The sequence below is a fragment of the Mesorhizobium sp. M1406 genome (assembly GCF_040317555.1).
Classification (GTDB): Bacteria; Pseudomonadota; Alphaproteobacteria; order Rhizobiales; family Rhizobiaceae; genus Mesorhizobium.
This window is the reverse complement of sequence record NZ_JAMYKW010000053.1, coordinates 1-19,333: the sequence shown is the minus strand read 5'-3', so window position 1 is coordinate 19,333 and position 19,333 is coordinate 1. Positions and strand designations below refer to the sequence as shown.

The window sequence follows — 19,333 nt, the reverse complement described above, 5'->3', positions numbered from 1 at the left end:
GCCGACGTCAGACTTCGAGCTTGGCCGGAAAGCCGGGCGCGCGCAGGTCGGTGCCGACGGCATCTTCGAGCAATTTGACGATCTGGGTCGACCAGGCGCCACCGCCATAAGCAGCCTTGCCTTGCTCGAAAATCGAGTTGACGCGGGATGCCAGGTCGAGCGGCACGCCTGATTGTACGCCCATGGCGAGAGCGAAGCCGAGGTCCTTCAGCGCCAGGTCCATGGTGAAGCCGATGTCGTAGGAGCCGTTGAGAATGAGCTGGCTTTCCGTCTCGTGGACGAAGCTGTTGCCGGAGGAGGCCACGATGGCGTGGTAGGATTGGGCGAGGTCGAGACCGCTCCGTTTGGCCAGCATCAGCGCTTCCCCGGCGGCGACAAGGTGGATGAAGGCGAGCATGTTGGTGATGACCTTGATCACCGCCGCCGAGCCGATTGGTCCCATCAGGAAGGACTTCGCGCACATCGCTTCGATCGCCGGGCGATGACGCTCGTAGAGCGCCGCATCGCCGCCGACCAGCGCGGTGATCTTTCCGGCCGCCGCCAGATGCACGCCGCCAGTGACCGGGCATTCCAATGTCTCGACGCCCTTGGCCGAGGCGAGGGCGGCGAGGCGAAGAATCTCGTCGCGGCCATTGGTCGACATCTCGATCCAAGTGCCGCCCCGGGGCAACCCTTCGAGCAAGCCGCCGGAGCCAGCTAGCACCGCTTCGCTGACCTTGGGCGACGGCAGGCAAGAGATGGCGTTGCCGGCCATCGCTGCGGCCTCGGCGGGACTGTTCGCAGCGGAGGCGCCGAGCGCAACGAGGCGCTCGACAGCGGCGGGATCACGGTCGAAGACAGTGACGGCAAAGCCGTTGCGTATCAGGCTGGCGGCAAGGTTGCCGCCGAGATGGCCAAGGCCGATGAAGGCGTAGCTTTCGCTCACGGCATCAACGGCGTCTGCATCATCTGCAGATGCAGCTCCTTGCCGGTGTAGGGATGAGCGTCGCAGACGGCTTCGTTGAGCTCGACGCCGAGGCCCGGGTCCTTCGAGGGGATGACGTTGCCGTCCTGCCACTCGATCTTCTTCTTCAGCAGCGTGGCGTGAAAACCGTCCCACTGTTTCAGGGATTCCAGGATGAGGAAGTTTGGCAGCGTCACCGCCAGCTGGATGTTGGCGGCACCGACGATCGGCCCGCAATAGCAATGCGGCGCGATCTGGATGTGGTAGGCCTCGGCCATGGCGGCGATCTTCTTGGTTTCGAGGATACCGCCGGAGCGGCCGAGGTCCGGCTGCAGGATGGTCGCGGCGCGGTTCTCGATGACGCGGGCGAATTCGAACTTGGTCGTCAGCCGCTCGCCGGTGGCAATCGGGATCGAGGTCGCGCGGGCCACTTGCGCCATCACTTCGGGCATATCAGGCGGCACCGGCTCTTCGAACCACAGCGGATCGTAGGGCTCGATGGCGCGCGCCATGCGCAGCGCGCCGGACGCGGTGAACTGGCCGTGCGTGCCGAACAGGATGTCGGCACGGGTGCCGACAGCCTCGCGGATCGCCCTGACCATGCGGGTGGACAGGTCGATGTCGACCAGGCGCGGCTGGTGGCCGTCGAAGGCGGTGTAAGGGCCGGCTGGATCGAGCTTGACCGCGTTGAAACCCTGCTCGACATATTCGAGCGCGCAAGCGGCGGCGAGATCGGGATCGTTGTAGACGTTCCTGCCGTGCGCGTCCTCGGAATGGACGCTGCCGCTGTGCGGGTAGAGATAGGTGTAGGAGCGCAGCTTTTCGTGCACCTGGCCGCCGAGCAATTTGTAGACCGGCTTGTTGGCCTCCTTGCCGATAATGTCCCAGCAAGCCATTTCCAGCGCCGAGAAGCAGCCCATGCCGGAAACATCGGGGCGCTGGGTGAAGCCGGAGGAATAGGCGCGGCGGAAAAAATTCTCGATGTCGTGCGGATCGCGGCCGACGAGATAGCGCTCGGCCATGTCCTCGACCATTTTCGCCGTGACATGGGCGGAAAAGGTGGCGTTGTAGGCTTCCCCATAGCCGACGACGCCGCCGTCTGTCGTGAGCTTGACGAAGATGAAATATTTGCCGCCGATGCCGGGCGGCGGATTGCCGACAACCCAGGTCTTGACGTCGGTGATCTTCATTCTTGGTCCTCCAGAACCAGTTCGGCGCCCTTCCAACCGGTCATGATCGAGGCGGCGTTGGTGTTGCCGGTGATGTTGTCGGGAAAGATCGAGGCATCGATGACGCGCAAGCCTTCGATGCCGCGCACCTTGAGGCGCGGATCGACGACGGCGCGCGAGGGATCCGGTCCCATGCGGCAAGTCGACACCGGGTGATAGACGGTCCCCGAGCGCTTCCTGAAATCCTGGATCAGATCGGCGTCGGAGGTGATCGACGGACCGGGCAGGACCTCCTCCTCGATGATCTCGGCCATCGCGGGCATCGAGGCGATCTTGCGCACGAACTTCACCGCGTCGAGCATCTCGGCGACGTCGGCCTCGGTCGAATAGGCATTGGCGACGATTTTGGGGTAATCGCGCGGGTTGGCCGAGCGGATCATGATCTCGCCACGGCTCGACGGACGGCAATTGGACAGGCCGATGGAAAAACCCGGCCATGGATCCGGCGTCAGGATCGGGCGCTCGCCGCTTTTGGGAATGACGGTCGAGAAGGCCTGGAAATAGAGCTGCATGTTGGGGCGGGTCGCCGCCGGGTCGGTGCGGAAGAAGCCGCCGGCATTGTTCATCGACAGCGACAGCGGGCCCGAACGCGTCAGGATGTATTGCATGCCGACCAGCAGCTTGCCCCACCACGGACGCAGGATCTGGTTGAGCGTCGGCAGCCGGCCCTTGAAGGTGTAGTTGATGCCGACATGGTCCTGCAGATGCGCGCCGACATTTTCGTTGGCATGGACGACGGGAATGCCCAGGCCTTTGAGCAGGGCGGAGGGACCGACTCCGGACAGTTGCAGCAATTGCGGCGAGTTGACCGAACCGCCTGACAGGATAACCTCGCGGCCGGCACGTGCCGTCCGGGTCTCGCCGTTCTGCTGATACTCGACGCCGACGGCGCGCTTGCCCTCGAACAACACCCTGGTCGCCAGCGCCTTCATTTCGACGCGGACATTTGCACGCTTCATCGCCGGGCGCAGGAAAGCGCGCGCCGCCGACATGCGGCGGCCGTTGCGGGTCGAGATCTGGTAGACGCCGACACCTTCCTGGGCGGCACCGTTGAAATCCGGGTTGAGCGGCAGGCCGGCCTGCTGGCCGGCCGCGAGATAGCGCTTGGTCAGCGGGTGGACGGCATCCGAACAGTCGGTGACATGCAGCGGGCCGCCGACACCGCGCCATGCGTCGGCGCCGGCCTGGTTGTCCTCGAGCGCCTTGAAGGCGGGCAACAGGTCGTCATAGCCCCAGCCGGGATTGCCGGCGGCACGCCAGGCGTCGAAATCCTCGCGCGCGCCCCTGATCCAGACCATGGCGTTGATCGAACTCGAGCCGCCGAGCAGTTTGCCGCGCGGCCAGTGGTCGGCATTGCCGGCAAGGCCCGGGTCCGGCTCGGCCTTGTAGTTCCAGTTGACATCAGGATCGAAGAAGGTCTTGCCGTAGCCGAGCGGCATCTGCACGTAGAAGCGGCGATCGGTGCCGCCGGCCTCCAGCACCAGCACCGAAAAGCGCCCCGAGGCCGAGAGCTTGTCGGCCAGGACCGAGCCGGCCGAGCCGGAGCCGACGATGATGAAATCATAGGTCTGCATGATGGGTCTGCATGATTGGTTCGGGCGGCGCCGGAAATCTGGCGCAGCCTAGACGCCATGGCGTTCCCAAGTCGCTGTGCCTTCCGGCATCAGTTGTGAAAAAAGCGACCGTCGAACTGGCCGGGTTTGCAGGGATTCCCGACAATCGCGCTTGATATGCACCGGCTCGACGGCCTATGCGATGGCATCGACCAATTTGCGGAAGGCAGGAAATCACATGCGGACCCTTCCTGACGCGTTCATTCCCGAACTGCCGGGCCATTATAGCGGCAAGGTCCGCGAAAACTACGATCTGGCGGATGGCAGGCGCATCATCATCGCAACCGATCGCCTCAGCGCCTTCGACACCATCCTGACTTCGATCCCTTTCAAGGGAGAGATCCTCACCCAGACGGCACGGTACTGGTTCGAGGAAACCGCCGATATCTGCCCAAACCATGTTCTCGAATACCCCGACCCGAACGTCGTCGTCGGCACAAGGCTCGATATCCTGCCGGTCGAGATCGTCGTGCGCGGCTATCTGGCGGGAACCACCAGCACTTCGATCCTGACCCGTTACAAGCGTGGCGACCGGGAGATGTATGGGATGCGCCTGCCGGACGGCCTGCGCGACAACGAAAAACTGGCGGAGCCGATAATCACGCCGACCAGCAAGGCTTCGCACGGTGGTCATGACGAGCCTCTGTCCAAAGCCGAGATCCTTGAACAGGGCCTGCTCACGCAGGCGCAGTGGGATACCGTATCGGGCTATGCCTTGCGGCTGTTCGCCCGCGGCCAGCAGCGCGCCGCCGAACGCGGCCTCATCCTTGCCGATACGAAATACGAGTTCGGCACCGACAAGAACGGCACCATCATTCTCGCCGACGAAATCCACACGCCGGACAGCAGCCGGTACTGGATCGCGGCGAGCTACGAACAGGCGCTCGCCAGCGGCAGCCGGCCGGAGAGTTTCGACAAGGATTTCATCCGCTCATGGGTCTCGGCGCGGTGCGATCCCTACAGCGACCCGATCCCAAAAATACCCGACGAGATCGTCGAACAGGCCTCGCGGGTCTATGCGCAGGCCTATGAGGCGATCACGGGCAAGGAATTTTCTCCCGACCTTTCCGGGGATACCGTGCTCGATCGCATTCGCTCGAACCTCGAGCGCTACTTTTAGCGGCCAAGTGAGTCTTCGCCGGGGGCAGTCTGCGTTGACCTGTCGGCGCCATGACGTTACGGGATCGAGGGCAACCGCTCTCGAAGGATTTCCCCCATGGTGCACTACGCTGAAGGACGGCCGCTCGGCGATCTGACGCTTCGCACGCTGGCCATGCCTTCGGATGCCAATGCCGCCGGCGACATTTTTGGCGGCTGGGTGATGGCGCAGATGGATCTGGCCTGCGGCATCCGCGCCGCTGAACGCGCCAAGGGCCGCGTGGTGACGGCTGCGGTGAAAGAGATGTCGTTCGCCAAGGCAATGAAGATCGGCGACACGCTCTGCATCTACACCCATGTCGAACGCGTCGGCCGCACCTCGATGACGCTCAAGGTCGAAGCCTGGGCGCAGCGCTACCTCTCGGACCTGATGGAAAAGGTCACCCACGCCGATTTCGTCATGGTGGCGCTGGACGGCGAGGGCAAGCCGAAGGCGGTTCCGGCCGAAGGCTGACGGGCGCCGTTCTCCCATGCATGGCCCCACGCTCGGCCGTTTGTAACAGCGCCCGTGCGGGAGGCGCGTTTCGCGACTTCCAATGGTTGCCTCCATGCCCGATTGTGCCGGCGTTGGAGGGGAGACAATGCGTCAACATATGCTGAACGGCTGGCTTCTGGCAGCGCTGGTCGTGACGACCTGCCTGCTCGGCGTGACCGCCTATGCGGAGGTGAAGGAAGACATCTCGCGCATCTCCTGCACGCATGATCACCAGACCCTCGGCGAGCGGACCGCGCGGTGTGATATCTGTGCCGCGGTTCGATGCGATAACGGCACATCGGGAGCCTGAGCGGCAGCCGTCAGCGGACGGATCACGAAGGCATTCCGGCAGCCAACACAGCACGCGCAATCAGGCAACGATCCGCGCGGCCGAGCTAGAATCTCAGATCAGATCAAGCCAAGTCACGTGCGGGCGGCACCCCTTGCCCTGCAACGGTTTCAGGCATGCATACTATCGAATTTTTCGCGTGCCGCTCTGACGCGCGTGGTGTTCTTGCGCGCCCATTCGCCAAGCGCGCTGACCGGGATCAGCAGCTCGTGACCAAGCTCGGTCAGCTCATAATCGACACGCGGCGGAATGGTCGGAAACACGGTGCGGGTGACGAAGCCGTCGCGCTCCAGCCCGCGCAAGGTGGTGGTCAGCATCTTCTGTGAAATGCCGCCGACGGCTGCGCGCAATTCGTTGAAGCGCAGCGGTCCGTCGCCCAGCTTGCCGACGACCAGAACGGTCCATTTGTCGCCGACGCGCTGCAGGATTTCCGAGATGGCGCGACAATCCTCGGTGCGGTGCGGGTGCCTCAGTAACAAAAAGGTGCCTCCTTGCGTCTCGAGTTGACAGTATCTCATATAGCGCCGGTATCCAAACGATACCAGTACTTCCTGCAAGGAGAGCCCTTCATGTCCAAACCCAAGATCGCCATTGTCATCGGTTCGACACGCGCCGCGCGTTTCGCCGATGTGCCGACCGAATGGATCGCCAAGATCGCCAAGTCACATGCCGACATCAACGTCGAAGTCGTCGACCTGCGCGACTTCCCGCTGCCTTTCTTCGACGAGGTCGCATCCTCCGCCTGGGTGCCGTCGACGAATGAAGTGGCACAACGCTGGCAGAAGAAGGTCGCCGAATTCGATGGCTTCATCTTCACCGCCGCCGAATACAATCATGGTCCGACGGCCGTGCTGAAGAACGCCATCGATTACGCCGCCAATGAGTGGAACAAGAAGCCGGCCGGCTTCGTCGGCTATGGCAGCGTCGGCGGCTCCCGCGCCGTCGAACAGCTCCGCCTTCATGCGGTCGAACTGCAGATGGCGCCGGTCAAATCGGCCGTCCATATCGCCTGGGGCGATTTCCTCGCCGTTCGCCAGGGCGAGAAGAAGCTGGAAGATCTCGAGCATCTGAACCAGGCCGCGACCGCGCTGGTCAACGACGTTGCGTGGTGGGCCAAGGTGCTCAAGGCAGCGCGTCAGGCCGACGCCGTCGCCGAGGAAGTCAAGGCGGCCTGACCGCCGGTTCGAATTATCCTCCCAAGGATCCGGGGCGGCGCTTGCGCCGCCCTTTTCAATTGAGGGAAGCCGTGGCGTCGTGTTGCGCCTGCCTTGGTCGGATGATGCAGTCGGCGAGGCGATCCATCTCGTTGAGCTCGTCGGCATGATGCTGGCCCCATTGGCAGAGTGCCAGCAGGATCGGCTCGAGGCTGAGGCCAAGGCGCGTTGCCGAATATTCGACGCGCGATGGCACTTCGGCAAAGATCTCGCGGCTGACGAGGCCGTGCTCTTCCATTTCACGCAGCTGCTGGATCAGCACCTTCTGGGTGATGCCGGGCATTATCGCCTTCAGCGCGGACAGCCGCCGGGGGCCGTCGAACAGATGGTAGAGGATAACCGCCTTCCAGCGCCCCGCGATCACTTTCAGCGCCCGCTCCGCCGGCAGCATCGGCAGTCTCTTGATGGGCATTTTCTTGGGATTGGGCATGGTCACCTCCTGGTCAGCAGGGGACAAATGAGTGTGTAGTCGAAGCGCCGCAGATAGTGGCAAACCACGGCCGATGCCAGTGCGATCGGAGTTTGCCATGAGAGCCATTCAACTGAACCGCTTCGGCGGTCCCGAGGTGCTGGAGGTGATCGATCTACCGACGCCGGTACCGCAGGCCGGCGAGGTACTGGTCCGCGTCCACGCCGCCGGGATCAATTTTTTCGAAGTGCTGATGCGGGCGGACCGCTACGCGGTGACGCCGCAACTTCCCATGATCCTCGGTGTCGAGGCGGCGGGCGTCGTGGAGGCCGTCGGACAAGGGGTGGATGCACAGCTGCTGGGGAGCCGCATGGCCGCGCCGCTGTTCATGTCGCAACGCCCTTACGGCGGCTATGCGGAGCAGGTGACGATCGATGCCGACCTTGTCGTCCAATTGCCGGATAGTCTTTCGTTCGAGGATGCGACGGCGTTGATGGTGCAGGGGCTGACGGCCTTTCATCTGCTTCGGCAAAGCCCGCCGGACGGCAAGGCGGTGCTGGTGCCGGCCGCGTCGGGTGGTGTGGGATCGTTGCTGATCCAGCTTGCGAAGTGGAAAGGCGCACGTCGGGTGATCGCGGCCGCCGGCGGCAGGGCCAAGCTCGATCTTTCCCTTTCCCGGGGAGCCGATGCCGCGGTCGATTACAACAATCTGGATTGGCCCGCCCGCGTCCGCGACGTCACGGACGGCAAGGGTGCCGACATCATCTACGACACCGTCGGCGGCGCGCTGACGGCTGCGTCACTGCAGGCTCTGGCGCCTGGCGGCGAACTGGTGTTCGCGGCACTCGGCCGCTATGGCCTCGCGGCTTCCGATCTGGAGGCGATGATCGGCCGCAACCAGTCGCTGAGAGGTTTCGCGCTGCTGCCGCTGCTGTCTCCCGACGTGCTGAAAGCCAGCCTTTCCGAGCTGTTCCAACTGGCTGCAAGCGGCCGGCTTCAGGTTGTGATCGGCGGCCGCTTCCCGCTCGACCGGGCCGGTGAAGCGCACCGGCTGCTGGACGAGCGCCGCTCGACAGGCAAGGTCGTGCTGGTGCCTTAGTGTCGTGGTGCCTCCGCTTTGCACCAGAAGAGCCTTTCGGCCTTGCTGGTGCCTTGGCGTCGCGGCGGACATGACGCCAATCGGGATTGGACCTCCATATGCGCGGTCCTGCCATCTGGTCCCGCCCCTTGCTCTGCGATATCCGGTGCAATCCGTCACATGAGTGTAGCCGTGAAGACATCCAGCCTGACCGGCGCCGTTTCCCCGATGATCCCGGTGCTCGCATGCGCGTTCGGGATCTTCCTGCTGTCCGGAATGGATGCGGCGATGAAGACCCTGGTTATTGCGGTCGGCGTCTACAACACGGTGCTGTGGCGCAGCATGGTCGCGACCGTGGTCGCGGGTGCTGCCTGGTCGGCAGGGCCGCGCTCGAAGCCAACCCTTCCGGTGCTAAGGCTGCATGCGCTGCGTGCGGCAATTGTCGGCATCGTTTTGATATCCTTCTTTTGGGGGCTCGCCAGGCTGCCGCTGGCGGAAGCGATCGGGCTCAGCTTCGTCGCGCCTCTATTCGCGCTCTTCCTCGCCGCGCTGTTGCTGGGCGAGCGAATCCGGCGGCAGGCCGTCTGGGCATCGCTGGCCGGCATCGCCGGCGTCGCGATCATCATGGCCGGCCAGTTCGGGCAGGCAAGCTATTCGCAGGATGCCATGCTTGGCACGGCGGCGGTGCTCGTATCGACGGTGTTCTACGGCTACAATCTGATCCTCACCCGACAACAGGCGCAGTTGGCCAAGCCCGTCGAGATCATGTTGTTCCAGAACCTTTGCGTTGCAATCATCCTTGGCCTCGCGGCACCGTGGCTCGCCGTCGCCCTGCCGACCAACCTTTGGCTGCCGCTGGCCGGGGTGACTGTGCTGTCGCTCGCCGGCCAATTCCTGATGAGCTGGGCCTACGCCCGCGCCGAAGCGCAATATCTGATCCCCGCCGAATACTCGGCCTTCATCTGGGCGGTCGCACTGGGCTGGTTCTTCTTCGGCGAGGAGGCAACCTGGACCACGCTGACCGGAGCATGCCTGATCGTCGCCGGCTGCCTGATCGCCGCGCGGGCAAATCCCAGGCTTGCCGAACCAATCGAAGCGGCGGTTTGAGGACGCAAGTCCGTCCCCGCCAAGGAACCCTATTGAGTCACGCCTGCGCGTCACTCCGGAAGACCGGCCTTGCGGAAGCCATCGACGAAATGTTCCTGCATGGCGGCGTCGCGAAACGGCTCCGTCATGACCCAGTGGCGGGTTGTGAAATGCGGGTTGCTGATGAGGAACATTTCGACCTCCGCGCGCGCCTCCTCGAGCCGGCCCAGTTGCGCAAGACTTGCCGCCAGGAAACGGCGTGAGCTTGTGCGATAGGTCTCGTCCCTGCGCAGTGTCTCGACAGCGGCTTCGTATTCACGCGCCGCGTATTGCGCCGCGCCGAGCGTCAGATAGTACCAGCTTGCGGGAAACGGGTTCAGCCGGAACGCCTTGCGAATGTGCTCCAGGCCCTCTTCGACCCGCCCGGCCAGGACCGCGATGTCGGACAATGTCGCCCAGGCGTCTGCCTCGTTCGGGTCGAGCTCGAACGCCTTGGCGAATTCCGTATCCGCCTCGGCGAAGCGGCGTTCATAGGCGAGCAGGTTGGCAAGGACCCAGTGGCAGCCGGCATCGTTGGGATCGATCGCCACGGCCTTACGCGCCAGCTCCAAGGCAACGCTACGGTTTGGCTCGATGGGTTCGCCCCAATGCACCCATCCCATCCAGTGGTTCATGGCAAGCCAGCGATAGGCCTCGGCATATTCCGGATCGAGCGATACCGCGCGCGTGAGCATGAGGTGCGCTTCCCGCGCCGTCTGTGGCGAATCATCGATCAGCTTGCGCGCTCGCACGCAGAGGTCGTAGGCCTCCAGATTTTGGGGCCGGTTGCGCGGCAGCGGTGCGCGCAGCCGGCCAAGCAACGCCTCGACGATCTTGGCCGTGACCTCGTCCTGAACGGCGAAGATATCCTCCAGGCCGCGATCGAAGCGTTCCGCCCATAGATGTTCACCGCTCACCGCGTCGACCAGCTGGGCGTTGATGCGCACGCGATCCGCGGCGCGTCTTGCGCTGCCCTCCAGCAGGTAGCGCACGCCAAGATCCCCGGCGATCTCGCGCACGTCCATCGCCTTTCCCTTGTAGGCAAAGGTCGAGTTGCGAGCGATGACGAACAGGCCGGAGATCCTGGACAGGTCGGTGATCAGGTCCTCGGTCAACCCATCCGCGAAGGAGTCCTGCTCGGGATCGTTGCTGAAATTGGCGAAGGGCAGCACGGCTATCGACGGTTTGTCGGGCAGGGGCAAAGATTTTCGCTTTGCGCTGCCGAGCTGTTCGACGGCGCCCGTGAAGCGGTAGCCGACGCGCGGAACCGTGGATATCCATTCACCGCCGTCGGCTGCCGGACCAAGCAGCTTGCGCAGCTGCGCGATCTGGACGGTGAGGTTGCCTTCCTCGACGGCCGTGCCCGGCCATGCCGCGTCCATCAACTCAGCCTTCCCCAGGATTTCGCCGGGCCGTCCGACGAGCGCCGCAAGCAGGTTGAGCCCGCGATAGCCAACGGCAACGGGGACATCGTTCCGAAGTAGCGTTCCCGCACCCGGATCAAGCACGAACGGACCAAAGGCAAAACGCGATCCCTGCATAGGGCGCATCTATAGAGCAATTCCAGGAAAAGCGTGAAACGGTTTTCCCGGGAAAAGCGCATAGTGCCTTCCCTTGGGAATTGCGTCAAAACAAAGAGTTAGAGCAGTTTGCCGGTTCCGTGAACCGGTGAACTGTTCTGGCCGGTTTGGAAGTTTTGAGAACTATTTGGGAGGGCTTAATTACGGCGCGGTTCGTATCGCGCAGAATTCAACCTCTTTCGAGAGCCCTCCGGGCCTCAAACCATAGGAGGTTGCCATGACCACCAATACCCTTGCATCGGCCCCGAATTGTGCAGCGCGGCCGGGAACGCTCGTGGCGCCGGCGTCGCGTCGGCTCCTGATGACCCTGCGAAGCATTGTCGCGGCCTTGCGCGATCGGACCTGGCGCGAGCGGATACGCTTTCGCTGGCAACTCAGGCAAATGTCGAAGGACAACCCTTATCTGATCGACGATATCGGTCTGACGAGATGTGAGGTCGAAGCTGAGATCGCCAAGCCCTTCTGGCAACGATAGAGCGAATGCTGCACATCGCGTCGACAGTCAGCGCACCGCATGGCGGTGAGCACCGGGCAGGCGAGTGGCGATCAGCTTGTCGATGCGGCGGCCGTCGAGATCGACCACCTCGAAGCGCCAGCCCTGCGCGTCGACGCATTCGCCGGTCGCCGGCAGATGGTGCATATGCGACAGCACATAGCCGGCGACAGTCTCGTAGTCGCGGTTTTCCGGCAGGTCGATGCCGAGAATGTCGGCCATCTCGTCGGCCTGCATGTAGCCGGCGAGCAGCCATGAGCCGTCCTCGCGCTTGACGGCGTTTTCCTCGTCGCCGGCGTCGGTATCCGCCCGGAACACGCCGGTGATGGCCTCGAGGATGTCGGCCGGGGTGACGATGCCTTCGAAATGGCCGTATTCGTCATGCACCAGTGCCATCGGCACGTCGGATTCCTTCAGCTTCTGCAGCACATCCAGCGCGTCGGCCTGGTCGTAGACTATGGGTGCGGCTTGCACATGCCTGCGCGGGTCGAGCACGAGGCCGGCAAGCAATGCCGCCAGCACGTCGCGCGTCTGGACGACGCCGACCATGACATCGACGCCGCCGTCGCCGGCCGGCAGTCGCGAATGCTGGGTTTCCATCAAAAGCTTGCGGATGGCCGCCTCGTCGGATTGCAGATTGATCCAGTCGACTTCGGTGCGCGGCGTCATCACCGCGCGCACGGCACGGTCGCCAAGCCGCATGACGCCGGCGATCATGCGCCGCTCGTCGGATTCGATGGTGCCGTGATGCTCGGCCTCGGCGATCAGCATCTTGATCTCCTCGTCGGTGACCTTCTCCTCGCTTTCGCCGCGCTGGCCGAGCAGCCACAGGATGACGCGGCCGGAAAAGTCGAGCAGGAAGACCAGCGGCGCCGAGACGGTTGCAAGGATGGTCATCGCCGGAGCGGCCTTGGCGGCGACCCGTTCAGGGTAACGCAACGCGATCTGCTTGGGCACCAGTTCGCCGACGATCAGCGAGAAATAGGTGATGACGGCAACGACGATGCCGACGCCAAGCGGATCGGCAACGGTCTCACGGATTCCGGTGGAGGCCAGGAAGCGCGCCAACCGTTCGCCGAGCGTGGCGCCGGAGAAGGCGCCCGACAACACGCCGACCAGGGTGATGCCGATCTGCACCGAGGACAGGAACTTGCCCGGATTCGAACCAAGCTCAAGGGCGCGGCCGGCGCCATTGATGCCGCGGTCGATCATCGCCTTCAGCCGGGCCGGGCGCGATGAGACGATGGCAAGTTCGGACATCGACAAAAGGCCGTTCACGCAGATGAGGACGACCACGATAGCGATTTCGACGTATAGCATCAGCGGTCAATAGCATTGCCGCGCGGTCTTCGAAAATAGTCCGGCGTGTTTTTTGAGGAATGACCGGTATTTCGGTCAGGCGTCGGCACCTCGAAATCCATTTCCGCCTCTCTGCACCCAGCCAAAACGCGGCCAGTCATGATGGACATCGACCAAGGTCGTCCGTTCGAGCCAGAAGCCCGGGCGGCCTTCCAGGACCTGATCGATGTGATAGAGCAGCGCCTCGGCTCCCGAGATCTGCACCGTGGGCTCGATGTATGTGCCTTCCTGTTCGAATGAGGCGAACAACAGCCGGCGACGCTCTTCAGGCTCCGGGTCGAACCAGGCCTTGCAGTAGCTATTCACCACACTTTCCGCGTCGAACATCGGAATCTTGCTTTGAAACCGCCCTTTTTGAACCGCTTGGCTGTCTCAGCTTGCAGGGCCGTGCGACCTACTGTTTGAGCACGCCAACAATCGCCGTGCCATCGGTGAAATAAAGATCGCCGCCGCCATTGCGTCCGGCGCTGGTGGCGCCGATGCCCGATATGTCGCTGGTCGAGACCAGTGTGCCGGCGGTGGCCAGGTCGCGCATCAGGAAATCGCGCTCGGCGTCGATATCCGGGCCGATATGGTGGGTGACGGCGCCGGTGTCGTGGCTCAGTCCCACGCCGCGATCGAAGCTGGCGGAGCCCAGCCACAGCGGCCGGCCGTCATCGCCGGCAGCATTGGTCTGCCAGAAGCGCACATGATGCCGGCGGTCGGGGCTGGCTCCCACGGGCTTTTCGAAGGCGAGATCCTGGGCGCGGCCCTCGAACAGCAGCCGGCTGACCGGCGCATCGGGGTAGGGGTGGTCGAACAACACGCTTTCGCCGATCTCGATCGCGGTCTTCAAGGTCACGGCGTCGGCGGTGTCCCAGCCGGCGACGGCGAAGGCATGGACCACCTCCTTCTGGGTGCCGACCAAGCCGACATTGATGGGGTCGCCCGGAATGCCCTGCAGCGTGTGTGTCACCATCTCGAAGTGCTGGGTGCGAAAGCCGCGGTCCCGGAACGTCCAGAATTCCGGCGCGGCGAAATAGGCGAGCGCCAGATAGGCGGCAAACAAGGCTGCCAGCCAGATTGCAATGCTTCGCCGAAAGCTTCGCTGGCTCATGAATGCCGCTTCGATCTGTGCGTAGCTGTCGCCTGACAGACCTTGAAAATCAATGGCCAGCGGCATGCAGCTAGTCTATCGTCGGCCATCGTTTTTGCATTGGGGGCAGGAATGAAGCGAAAACCGCCAGGCCGCACTTCGATGGCGTTGACTGCCGATCTCGTCGCGCGAGTCGACCGTGTCGAACCAGACCCCGGCCCCGAGCCCGGAACCAGCGAGCATACCGAGGCTGAGTTCGACGGCCTTGTCGAACGGCTGCTTTCCTATCACCGGCCCGAAACGCTGTGGGTCTTCGCCTATGGCTCGCTGATCTGGAATCCCGAATTCGTCCATGTCGAACAGCGCCCGGCCACGGCGCCAGGGTGGCACCGCTCATTCTGTCTGAAGCTGACGCGCTGGCGCGGCACCCGCGATCTGCCGGCCCTGATGCTGGCCCTCGACCGTGGTGGCAGTTGCAACGGCATCGTTTACCGACTGCCGGCCGAAGATCATTTCGGGCAACTTGGCCTGTTGATGCGCCGCGAGATTGATGCGAACCCGCCAACCAACGTGCCGTGCTGGATCAAGGTCAGGACCAAGGATGGTCCGCTGCGTGCCGTGGCCTTCGTCGCCGCGCCAAACGGCAGGGCCTATGCCGGACGGTTGCCGCCAGAGCAGGTTGCGTACACGCTGGCGCGGGCCGCCGGACATTGGGGCTCATCGGCGCAGTATCTGTTCCGGACCGTCAGCAAACTGGAGGAAAGCGGTATTCGCGACAGGAATCTGTGGCGTATCCAGGATCTGGTGGCGCAACAAATCATCGCTTCCACCGGTAGCGCCCACCCTGTCTGATTTTCCTAGCGGCAGGCGCGATAACCGCTCTTGCGGTTCTTGATGTCGAAATGGAAATGGTTGCGGTGATCGTAATTGTAGCCGGGGCCGAGCACGGTGGTGAAGTACTGGCAGCCGTCGGCGCGCACATTGTTGAGGAAGCCGCGGGTGCGGAAGGCGAACAGGCCGGGCTTGCGCACGTCGATGTCGTCACCATTGTTGAGCTCGATGCTCATGACGTCGAGCGCGTTGCCTTTGCCATGTTCCGACAAAACGCCTTCGCCCGCGATGTTGCGGCAGGAATAGCTGGAGCCCTGGTGGATGGTCTTGACGCCGGAGAAATAGCGCCAGCGGGCGGAGGGGACGAGTTCGTTCCTGGTCCAGCCGGCGAAGGTGGCGGCCATGTCGCAGGTCAGCGTCGCGGCCGGCTTCATCTGGATGTTGCCGATGGCCGAAACCTTGACCGGATAGTCGATGCCGCATTGGCCTTCATGGATCGGCGCCAGGTCGGTGAAGGCAACATCGAGGCGCTTCAATTGCTGGCGGCAGTCGGTTTCGCTGGCCGGCATCTGCTCGACCGGCGACATCGGCTCGTCCATGCGCGGATAAGCGGCCTGCGTCATGTAGGGGTTGGAGGGAACAAGCTTCTGCATGCCGGCATATTGCGGCATGGCTGAGGTCTGGGAGCCGACGTCGACAGCCGGTTCAAGTGACAGCACGTTGCCGGTGTTGCAGCCCGAAATCGCGACGAGGGCAAGGCCGGCGGCTGCCATCGCCGCATGTTTCGATTGGCGCGCGACGGCGAAAAACACGGCGCGAAATGTCCCGGCCATCGGCGGAATCCCTATTCCCGAACCTGATCCCGATCAGGTTCTACCTTTGCCTGACCATGATCTTTTCCGAAAACCGGTTCCCACTTTTCGGGATCATGGTTCAGATATCCGGCATTTTAACAATCAAGGGTAAAGGAAAACTCAGCGCCTGCGTTCATGCCTGCGGCCGAATTGGGGCACGTGGTCCGGCTAACCATGCTCACTGACAGAACGTTCCGCCATGCTGTCTAGGCTCGAGATCGAGATGGAAGTGCATGGAATGATCGGCATCGCTGCCCGGTCCGAGCACGGTCTTGAACGGCCCGCAGGCCGCCTTGCGCACGGCGTTGAGGAATTTGGCGTCCTTCTCGGGCGGCGCCTGACCGACCTCGATCTTCTTGCCATCCGACAGCGTGAAGCTGGCGATATCGAGCGCGTTGCCGAAGGCATGTTCTGACAGTTTTCGTGTGCCATTGCGTGGCCGGCAGATAAAGGCCGACGCCTGGTCGATCGATTTCAGGTCGGCGCCGAACTCGGCTTTCGCCGCCGGCTGGATGACATCGGCGGCAAAACGCGCCGTCGCCTCGGCCATCTTGCAATTGAGCTCGGTGCCGGGGCCGATGGCGACTGAATTTTCAAGTGTCTTCAGCACGATCGGGTAGGGGATCGAACAGCCGATTTCGGGGTTGCTTTCCGCCTTGTGCTCCTCGAATTCGACGCCGAGCGTCTTCAGCCGCTCGCGGCAGGCGACTTCCTCGGCGGGCATCTTTCCTTGGGGCCGGTCAGCCGAGCGCGGATCGGCGAGCATCCTCTCGTCTGCATCGGCGGGCTTTTGCGGCGGCTGCGGGGCGACCACCGGAGGCTCAACCACGGGCTCTTCTTCGACCTCAGGTTTTGGTGTCGGCGTCGGCGCAACGGCTGGCGGCTCCGGCTCGCTTTCCGTATTGGCTGACGGTTCCGGGGCGGACGGCTCGGGGCGTGCCTGCTTTTTCTGACGGGATTTTTCTTCATTGAACCGATCGGGTCCGGTGGTCTTCGGACCTTCCGTCTTTTGCCCTTCCGGCGCCGCGGCATCGGTCTTCGGAGCATCCGCCGGGCGTGGCTCGGGCACCGGAATACCGGGCCCTGGCACCGGAATACCGGGCCCGGGCATCGGAACATCGGCAGGCGAGGGAAGCGGTTCCTGCGTTTTCTGCCGTGTCTGGTTCGGTGCGAGCTGCCGTTTACCCCGCGATTTCAGGCGCTGTCCGCCTCGCGGTTTCAGGGGCTGATCGACCCGCGGTGTCAGCGGCTGCTCCGCCCGCGGCGTCAGCGGCTTGTGATGCCGATGGCGATGTCGAGCGTCGGCCGGCACCACCAGCAAGGCCGTGACGGCCATGACCAACGCAATCCTGCATGTTCGGGAAAAGACAAGCGGCCGCATGGCCGTCAACGGCGCCGACGCAAGGAGGTTGCCTGCGCCGCATCACGAACGGTAACCACGTCGTTACGCGCCGATCGCTTCCAGCCCTTCCTCCAGCCAGTCGGCAAGCAGCGGCATGCCAAGCAGGTATTTTGCGGTGCGCTTGTTGGCGCGCTCGCGCGCCGAGGCAAGCGCGTCCGCCCATTCCGTGGCGTCGTAGTCGCCGCGACCGACCCAGGCCAGCGCGATCAGTTCGGCTGCTTCATCGACATTGAGGTCATTGATCAGTTCGCGCAGCTCTTCCTCGGTAAGGTTTTCGGAGCTCTCCTCGGCGAGGCCGTCATGGTGATGGTTGGCATGGGACTCGCCGTCGAACTCGACCTCATGCTCGGCGCCATCGGCATAGTCTTCGTTGACGGCAGCGCTCAGCGCCTTGGCCTTGAGGATGAACAGGCGCACGGTATCGGGGCCGATCGAAAGCTCCCAGTCCTTTTCAAGCCGCCGCTGCACGAGCAGTCTCCCAGTGCCGAAATCCTGGCTGATGATAGCGGATTTGCGGCATCCGTCACCTGATGTTCTTCGGCACGCATTTTTCCGGGATGAAATGCAAACCGTCCGGCGTTAGTGTTGCATTCTCACCCTCAAGGAGGCTTCGATGCATAAAAGAATGCTGATCCAGGCGGCGACTGCCCTTGTCGCGCTGCAGTTCCTTGCCGTTCCGGTGTTCGCCGCCGGCAGTGGTGGCAGCGATGAGACCGTCACCCAGTGCAAGAAGGGCGAGGTCTGGGACAAGAAGAAGAAAAAGTGCGTCGCACCCCAGGAAGGCATGCTCGACGACGAAAGCATCTATGACGCAGGCCACGCGCTGGCGATGGCCGGGCGTTATGACGAGGCGATTGCCGTGCTCAGCCTCGCCGCCAACAAGCAGGATCCGCGCATCCTCAACTATCTCGGCTATTCGCACCGCCATTCCGGCCGCGTTACCGTCGGCCTCGGCTATTACGAGGAAGCGCTGCGCATTGATCCCAACTACACGCTGGTGCGCGAATATCTCGGCGAAGCGCATCTGCAGATCGGCGATCTGGCCGGCGCCCAGCAGCAGCTGGTGGAGATCGAGAAGCGGACCGGCAAGGGTTCGCGCGAATACGGCATGCTGGCCGAGCAGATCGACCATTTCATGCGGAGTTGAAAGGGCTCTTCGAAGCGGCCGCGAGCGCTCGCGGCCGTTTTTTTGTCACCCCTCAGTCTCATTAGCCGCCCCGACTGATGAAAGCGGGGATGATTTTTGCAAAACCAATTTTTGGGCGTGAAAAACCCGCGAAGATTGCTATATTCAGGGAAATTGCGGTGACACGGTTCCGTTAGCCCGAGGCTGCCGGACCGTTTTCTTTTTGTACCCATCGACAAGGCTTCCCCCGAAACGCGGGGGTGGCGGCAGGAAAGGTCAGGTATCATGAACAAGGTCCCGATGACAGGCGAGGGGTTCGCGTCATTGAAGGAAGAACTGCGCTGGCGCCAGCAGGAAGAGCGGCCGCGCATCATCGAGGCGATCTCCGAAGCGCGCTCTCATGGCGACCTGTCCGAAAATGCCGAATACCATGCCGCCAAAGAGGCGCAGAGCCTCAATGAGGGCCGCGTCAACGAGCTTGAAGATTATATCGCGCGCGCCGAGGTGATCGACGTCACCAAGCTCAGCGGCGACAAGATCAAGTTCGGCGCCACCGTGGTGCTGGTTGACGAGGACACTGAGGAAAAGAAGACCTACCGGATCGTCGGCGACCAGGAAGCGGACGTCAAGTCCGGCCGCATCTCGATCTCCTCGCCGATCGCCCGCGCGCTCATCGGCAAGGAAGTTGGCGACGCCATCGAGGTCAATGCGCCGGGCGGTGCAAGGGGTTACGAGATCGTCCAGGTGCAGTTTATCTAGGGAATTACCAACGCTTGCGCTGCCCCTCATTGCCCTGCCGGGCATTTCTCCCCGTATAGTGACGGGGAGAAAGACGCCTTCACCGGTGATTTCGCTAATTTCCCAGGTCGTAAGAGCGCCGAGGCTGCCTCATCTCTCTTCTCCCCGTCCCTATACGGGGAGAAGGTGCCGGCAGGCGGATGAGCGACTATCTGGGGTGTCAAGTTGCATTTGCGAAATCGATGCGCGCGTCGCGTGCTTTTGCATTGAGAATGACGAGCA

At 63.2% G+C, this 19,333-nt stretch carries 22 protein-coding genes; 10 read left to right on the top strand and 12 right to left on the bottom strand.

Annotated features, from left to right (window positions below):
- Positions 1 to 7 precede the first annotated feature (7 nt).
- The 3 genes from NKH03_RS27880 to NKH03_RS27870 are packed head-to-tail and all read right to left on the bottom strand — an operon-like array spanning position 8 to position 3,746.
- Complete coding sequence (locus tag NKH03_RS27880; protein ID WP_352972016.1) at positions 8 to 925, bottom strand: NAD(P)-dependent oxidoreductase; 918 nt, start codon at positions 923 to 925, stop codon at positions 8 to 10.
- Positions 922 to 2,133, bottom strand: coding sequence for a mandelate racemase/muconate lactonizing enzyme family protein (locus NKH03_RS27875; RefSeq protein ID WP_352972013.1), 1,212 nt, complete (start codon positions 2,131 to 2,133; stop codon positions 922 to 924). Before NKH03_RS27875 ends, NKH03_RS27880 begins: the two co-directional genes overlap by 4 nt.
- Positions 2,130 to 3,746, bottom strand: coding sequence for a GMC family oxidoreductase (locus tag NKH03_RS27870; RefSeq protein WP_352972011.1), 1,617 nt, complete (start codon positions 3,744 to 3,746; stop codon positions 2,130 to 2,132). Before NKH03_RS27870 ends, NKH03_RS27875 begins: the two co-directional genes overlap by 4 nt.
- A 217-nt stretch (positions 3,747 to 3,963) precedes the next feature.
- On the opposite strand from NKH03_RS27870, the gene NKH03_RS27865 reads away from it, so the two are divergent.
- The 3 genes from NKH03_RS27865 to NKH03_RS27855 all read left to right on the top strand — a co-directional run bounded on the left by NKH03_RS27865 (position 3,964) and on the right by NKH03_RS27855 (position 5,728).
- Entirely contained in the window at positions 3,964 to 4,905 is a 942-nt protein-coding gene (locus NKH03_RS27865; protein ID WP_352863835.1) for a phosphoribosylaminoimidazolesuccinocarboxamide synthase, read from the top strand.
- A gap of 96 nt (positions 4,906 to 5,001) precedes the next feature.
- Positions 5,002 to 5,397 carry an acyl-CoA thioesterase gene (locus tag NKH03_RS27860; RefSeq protein ID WP_024504171.1) on the top strand — a complete coding sequence of 132 codons (396 nt, stop codon included), beginning with the start codon at positions 5,002 to 5,004 and terminating at the stop codon, positions 5,395 to 5,397.
- Between the two features lie 127 nt (positions 5,398 to 5,524).
- The gene (locus NKH03_RS27855; protein WP_352972008.1) at positions 5,525 to 5,728 is read left to right on the top strand and encodes a hypothetical protein; all 204 of its coding nucleotides are present in this window, start codon (positions 5,525 to 5,527) and stop codon (positions 5,726 to 5,728) included.
- 149 nt (positions 5,729 to 5,877) lie between these two features.
- On the opposite strand, the gene NKH03_RS27850 is transcribed toward NKH03_RS27855, so the two are convergent.
- Positions 5,878 to 6,246, bottom strand: a complete 369-nt coding sequence (locus tag NKH03_RS27850; RefSeq protein ID WP_352863831.1) for a winged helix-turn-helix transcriptional regulator — start codon at positions 6,244 to 6,246, stop codon at positions 5,878 to 5,880.
- A 90-nt stretch (positions 6,247 to 6,336) separates the two neighbouring features.
- Between NKH03_RS27850 and NKH03_RS27845 the strand changes: the two genes are divergently transcribed.
- Positions 6,337 to 6,942, top strand: a complete 606-nt coding sequence (locus NKH03_RS27845) for an NADPH-dependent FMN reductase (protein ID WP_352627661.1) — start codon at positions 6,337 to 6,339, stop codon at positions 6,940 to 6,942.
- Between the two features lie 55 nt (positions 6,943 to 6,997).
- On the opposite strand, the gene NKH03_RS27840 is transcribed toward NKH03_RS27845, so the two are convergent.
- A complete protein-coding gene (locus NKH03_RS27840) occupies positions 6,998 to 7,411 on the bottom strand; it encodes a winged helix-turn-helix transcriptional regulator (protein ID WP_352863829.1) in 414 nt (137 codons plus the stop codon).
- A 97-nt stretch (positions 7,412 to 7,508) separates the two neighbouring features.
- Here NKH03_RS27840 and NKH03_RS27835 point away from each other — a divergent pair, with 97 nt between their 5' ends.
- Together NKH03_RS27835 and NKH03_RS27830 are read left to right on the top strand one after the other, a co-directional pair.
- Positions 7,509 to 8,489, top strand: coding sequence for a quinone oxidoreductase family protein (locus NKH03_RS27835; RefSeq protein WP_352972005.1), 981 nt, complete (start codon positions 7,509 to 7,511; stop codon positions 8,487 to 8,489).
- A gap of 159 nt (positions 8,490 to 8,648) precedes the next feature.
- Positions 8,649 to 9,575 (top strand): DMT family transporter, encoded by a 927-nt coding sequence (locus NKH03_RS27830; RefSeq protein ID WP_352972003.1) that lies wholly within the window; start codon positions 8,649 to 8,651, stop codon positions 9,573 to 9,575.
- 50 nt (positions 9,576 to 9,625) lie between these two features.
- Here NKH03_RS27830 and NKH03_RS27825 read toward each other — a convergent pair whose 3' ends face one another.
- Positions 9,626 to 11,143, bottom strand: coding sequence for a winged helix-turn-helix domain-containing tetratricopeptide repeat protein (locus tag NKH03_RS27825; protein WP_352972000.1), 1,518 nt, complete (start codon positions 11,141 to 11,143; stop codon positions 9,626 to 9,628).
- Between the two features lie 247 nt (positions 11,144 to 11,390).
- Here NKH03_RS27825 and NKH03_RS27820 point away from each other — a divergent pair, with 247 nt between their 5' ends.
- Positions 11,391 to 11,648: a DUF1127 domain-containing protein gene (locus tag NKH03_RS27820; protein WP_352971997.1), complete on the top strand. Its 258-nt coding sequence runs from the start codon at positions 11,391 to 11,393 to the stop codon at positions 11,646 to 11,648.
- A 27-nt stretch (positions 11,649 to 11,675) separates the two neighbouring features.
- On the opposite strand, the gene NKH03_RS27815 is transcribed toward NKH03_RS27820, so the two are convergent.
- From NKH03_RS27815 to NKH03_RS27805, 3 genes are all read right to left on the bottom strand, one after another.
- Positions 11,676 to 12,986: a hemolysin family protein gene (locus tag NKH03_RS27815; protein ID WP_352971995.1), complete on the bottom strand. Its 1,311-nt coding sequence runs from the start codon at positions 12,984 to 12,986 to the stop codon at positions 11,676 to 11,678.
- 75 nt (positions 12,987 to 13,061) lie between these two features.
- Positions 13,062 to 13,352, bottom strand: a complete 291-nt coding sequence (locus tag NKH03_RS27810) for a hypothetical protein (protein WP_352971993.1) — start codon at positions 13,350 to 13,352, stop codon at positions 13,062 to 13,064.
- 67 nt (positions 13,353 to 13,419) lie between these two features.
- Entirely contained in the window at positions 13,420 to 14,121 is a 702-nt protein-coding gene (locus NKH03_RS27805; RefSeq protein ID WP_352972045.1) for an LssY C-terminal domain-containing protein, read from the bottom strand.
- Positions 14,122 to 14,232: 111 nt separating this feature from the next.
- On the opposite strand from NKH03_RS27805, the gene NKH03_RS27800 reads away from it, so the two are divergent.
- Positions 14,233 to 14,952: a gamma-glutamylcyclotransferase gene (locus tag NKH03_RS27800; RefSeq protein WP_352971991.1), complete on the top strand. Its 720-nt coding sequence runs from the start codon at positions 14,233 to 14,235 to the stop codon at positions 14,950 to 14,952.
- A 5-nt stretch (positions 14,953 to 14,957) separates the two neighbouring features.
- On the opposite strand, the gene NKH03_RS27795 is transcribed toward NKH03_RS27800, so the two are convergent.
- The 3 genes from NKH03_RS27795 to NKH03_RS27785 form a co-directional block, all read right to left on the bottom strand.
- Positions 14,958 to 15,764 (bottom strand): extensin-like domain-containing protein, encoded by an 807-nt coding sequence (locus NKH03_RS27795; RefSeq protein ID WP_352971988.1) that lies wholly within the window; start codon positions 15,762 to 15,764, stop codon positions 14,958 to 14,960.
- Positions 15,765 to 15,963: 199 nt separating this feature from the next.
- Complete coding sequence (locus tag NKH03_RS27790) at positions 15,964 to 17,127, bottom strand: extensin-like domain-containing protein (RefSeq protein WP_352971986.1); 1,164 nt, start codon at positions 17,125 to 17,127, stop codon at positions 15,964 to 15,966.
- Positions 17,128 to 17,229: 102 nt separating this feature from the next.
- On the bottom strand, positions 17,230 to 17,655 hold the full coding sequence (locus tag NKH03_RS27785; protein ID WP_352971983.1) for a DUF3775 domain-containing protein: 426 nt from the start codon (positions 17,653 to 17,655) through the stop codon (positions 17,230 to 17,232).
- Positions 17,656 to 17,800: 145 nt separating this feature from the next.
- Between NKH03_RS27785 and NKH03_RS27780 the strand changes: the two genes are divergently transcribed.
- Entirely contained in the window at positions 17,801 to 18,334 is a 534-nt protein-coding gene (locus NKH03_RS27780) for a tetratricopeptide repeat protein (RefSeq protein WP_352971980.1), read from the top strand.
- Between the two features lie 264 nt (positions 18,335 to 18,598).
- Positions 18,599 to 19,072, top strand: a complete 474-nt coding sequence (gene greA / locus NKH03_RS27775) for a transcription elongation factor GreA (RefSeq protein ID WP_292183751.1) — start codon at positions 18,599 to 18,601, stop codon at positions 19,070 to 19,072.
- Positions 19,073 to 19,333: the final 261 nt, after the last annotated feature.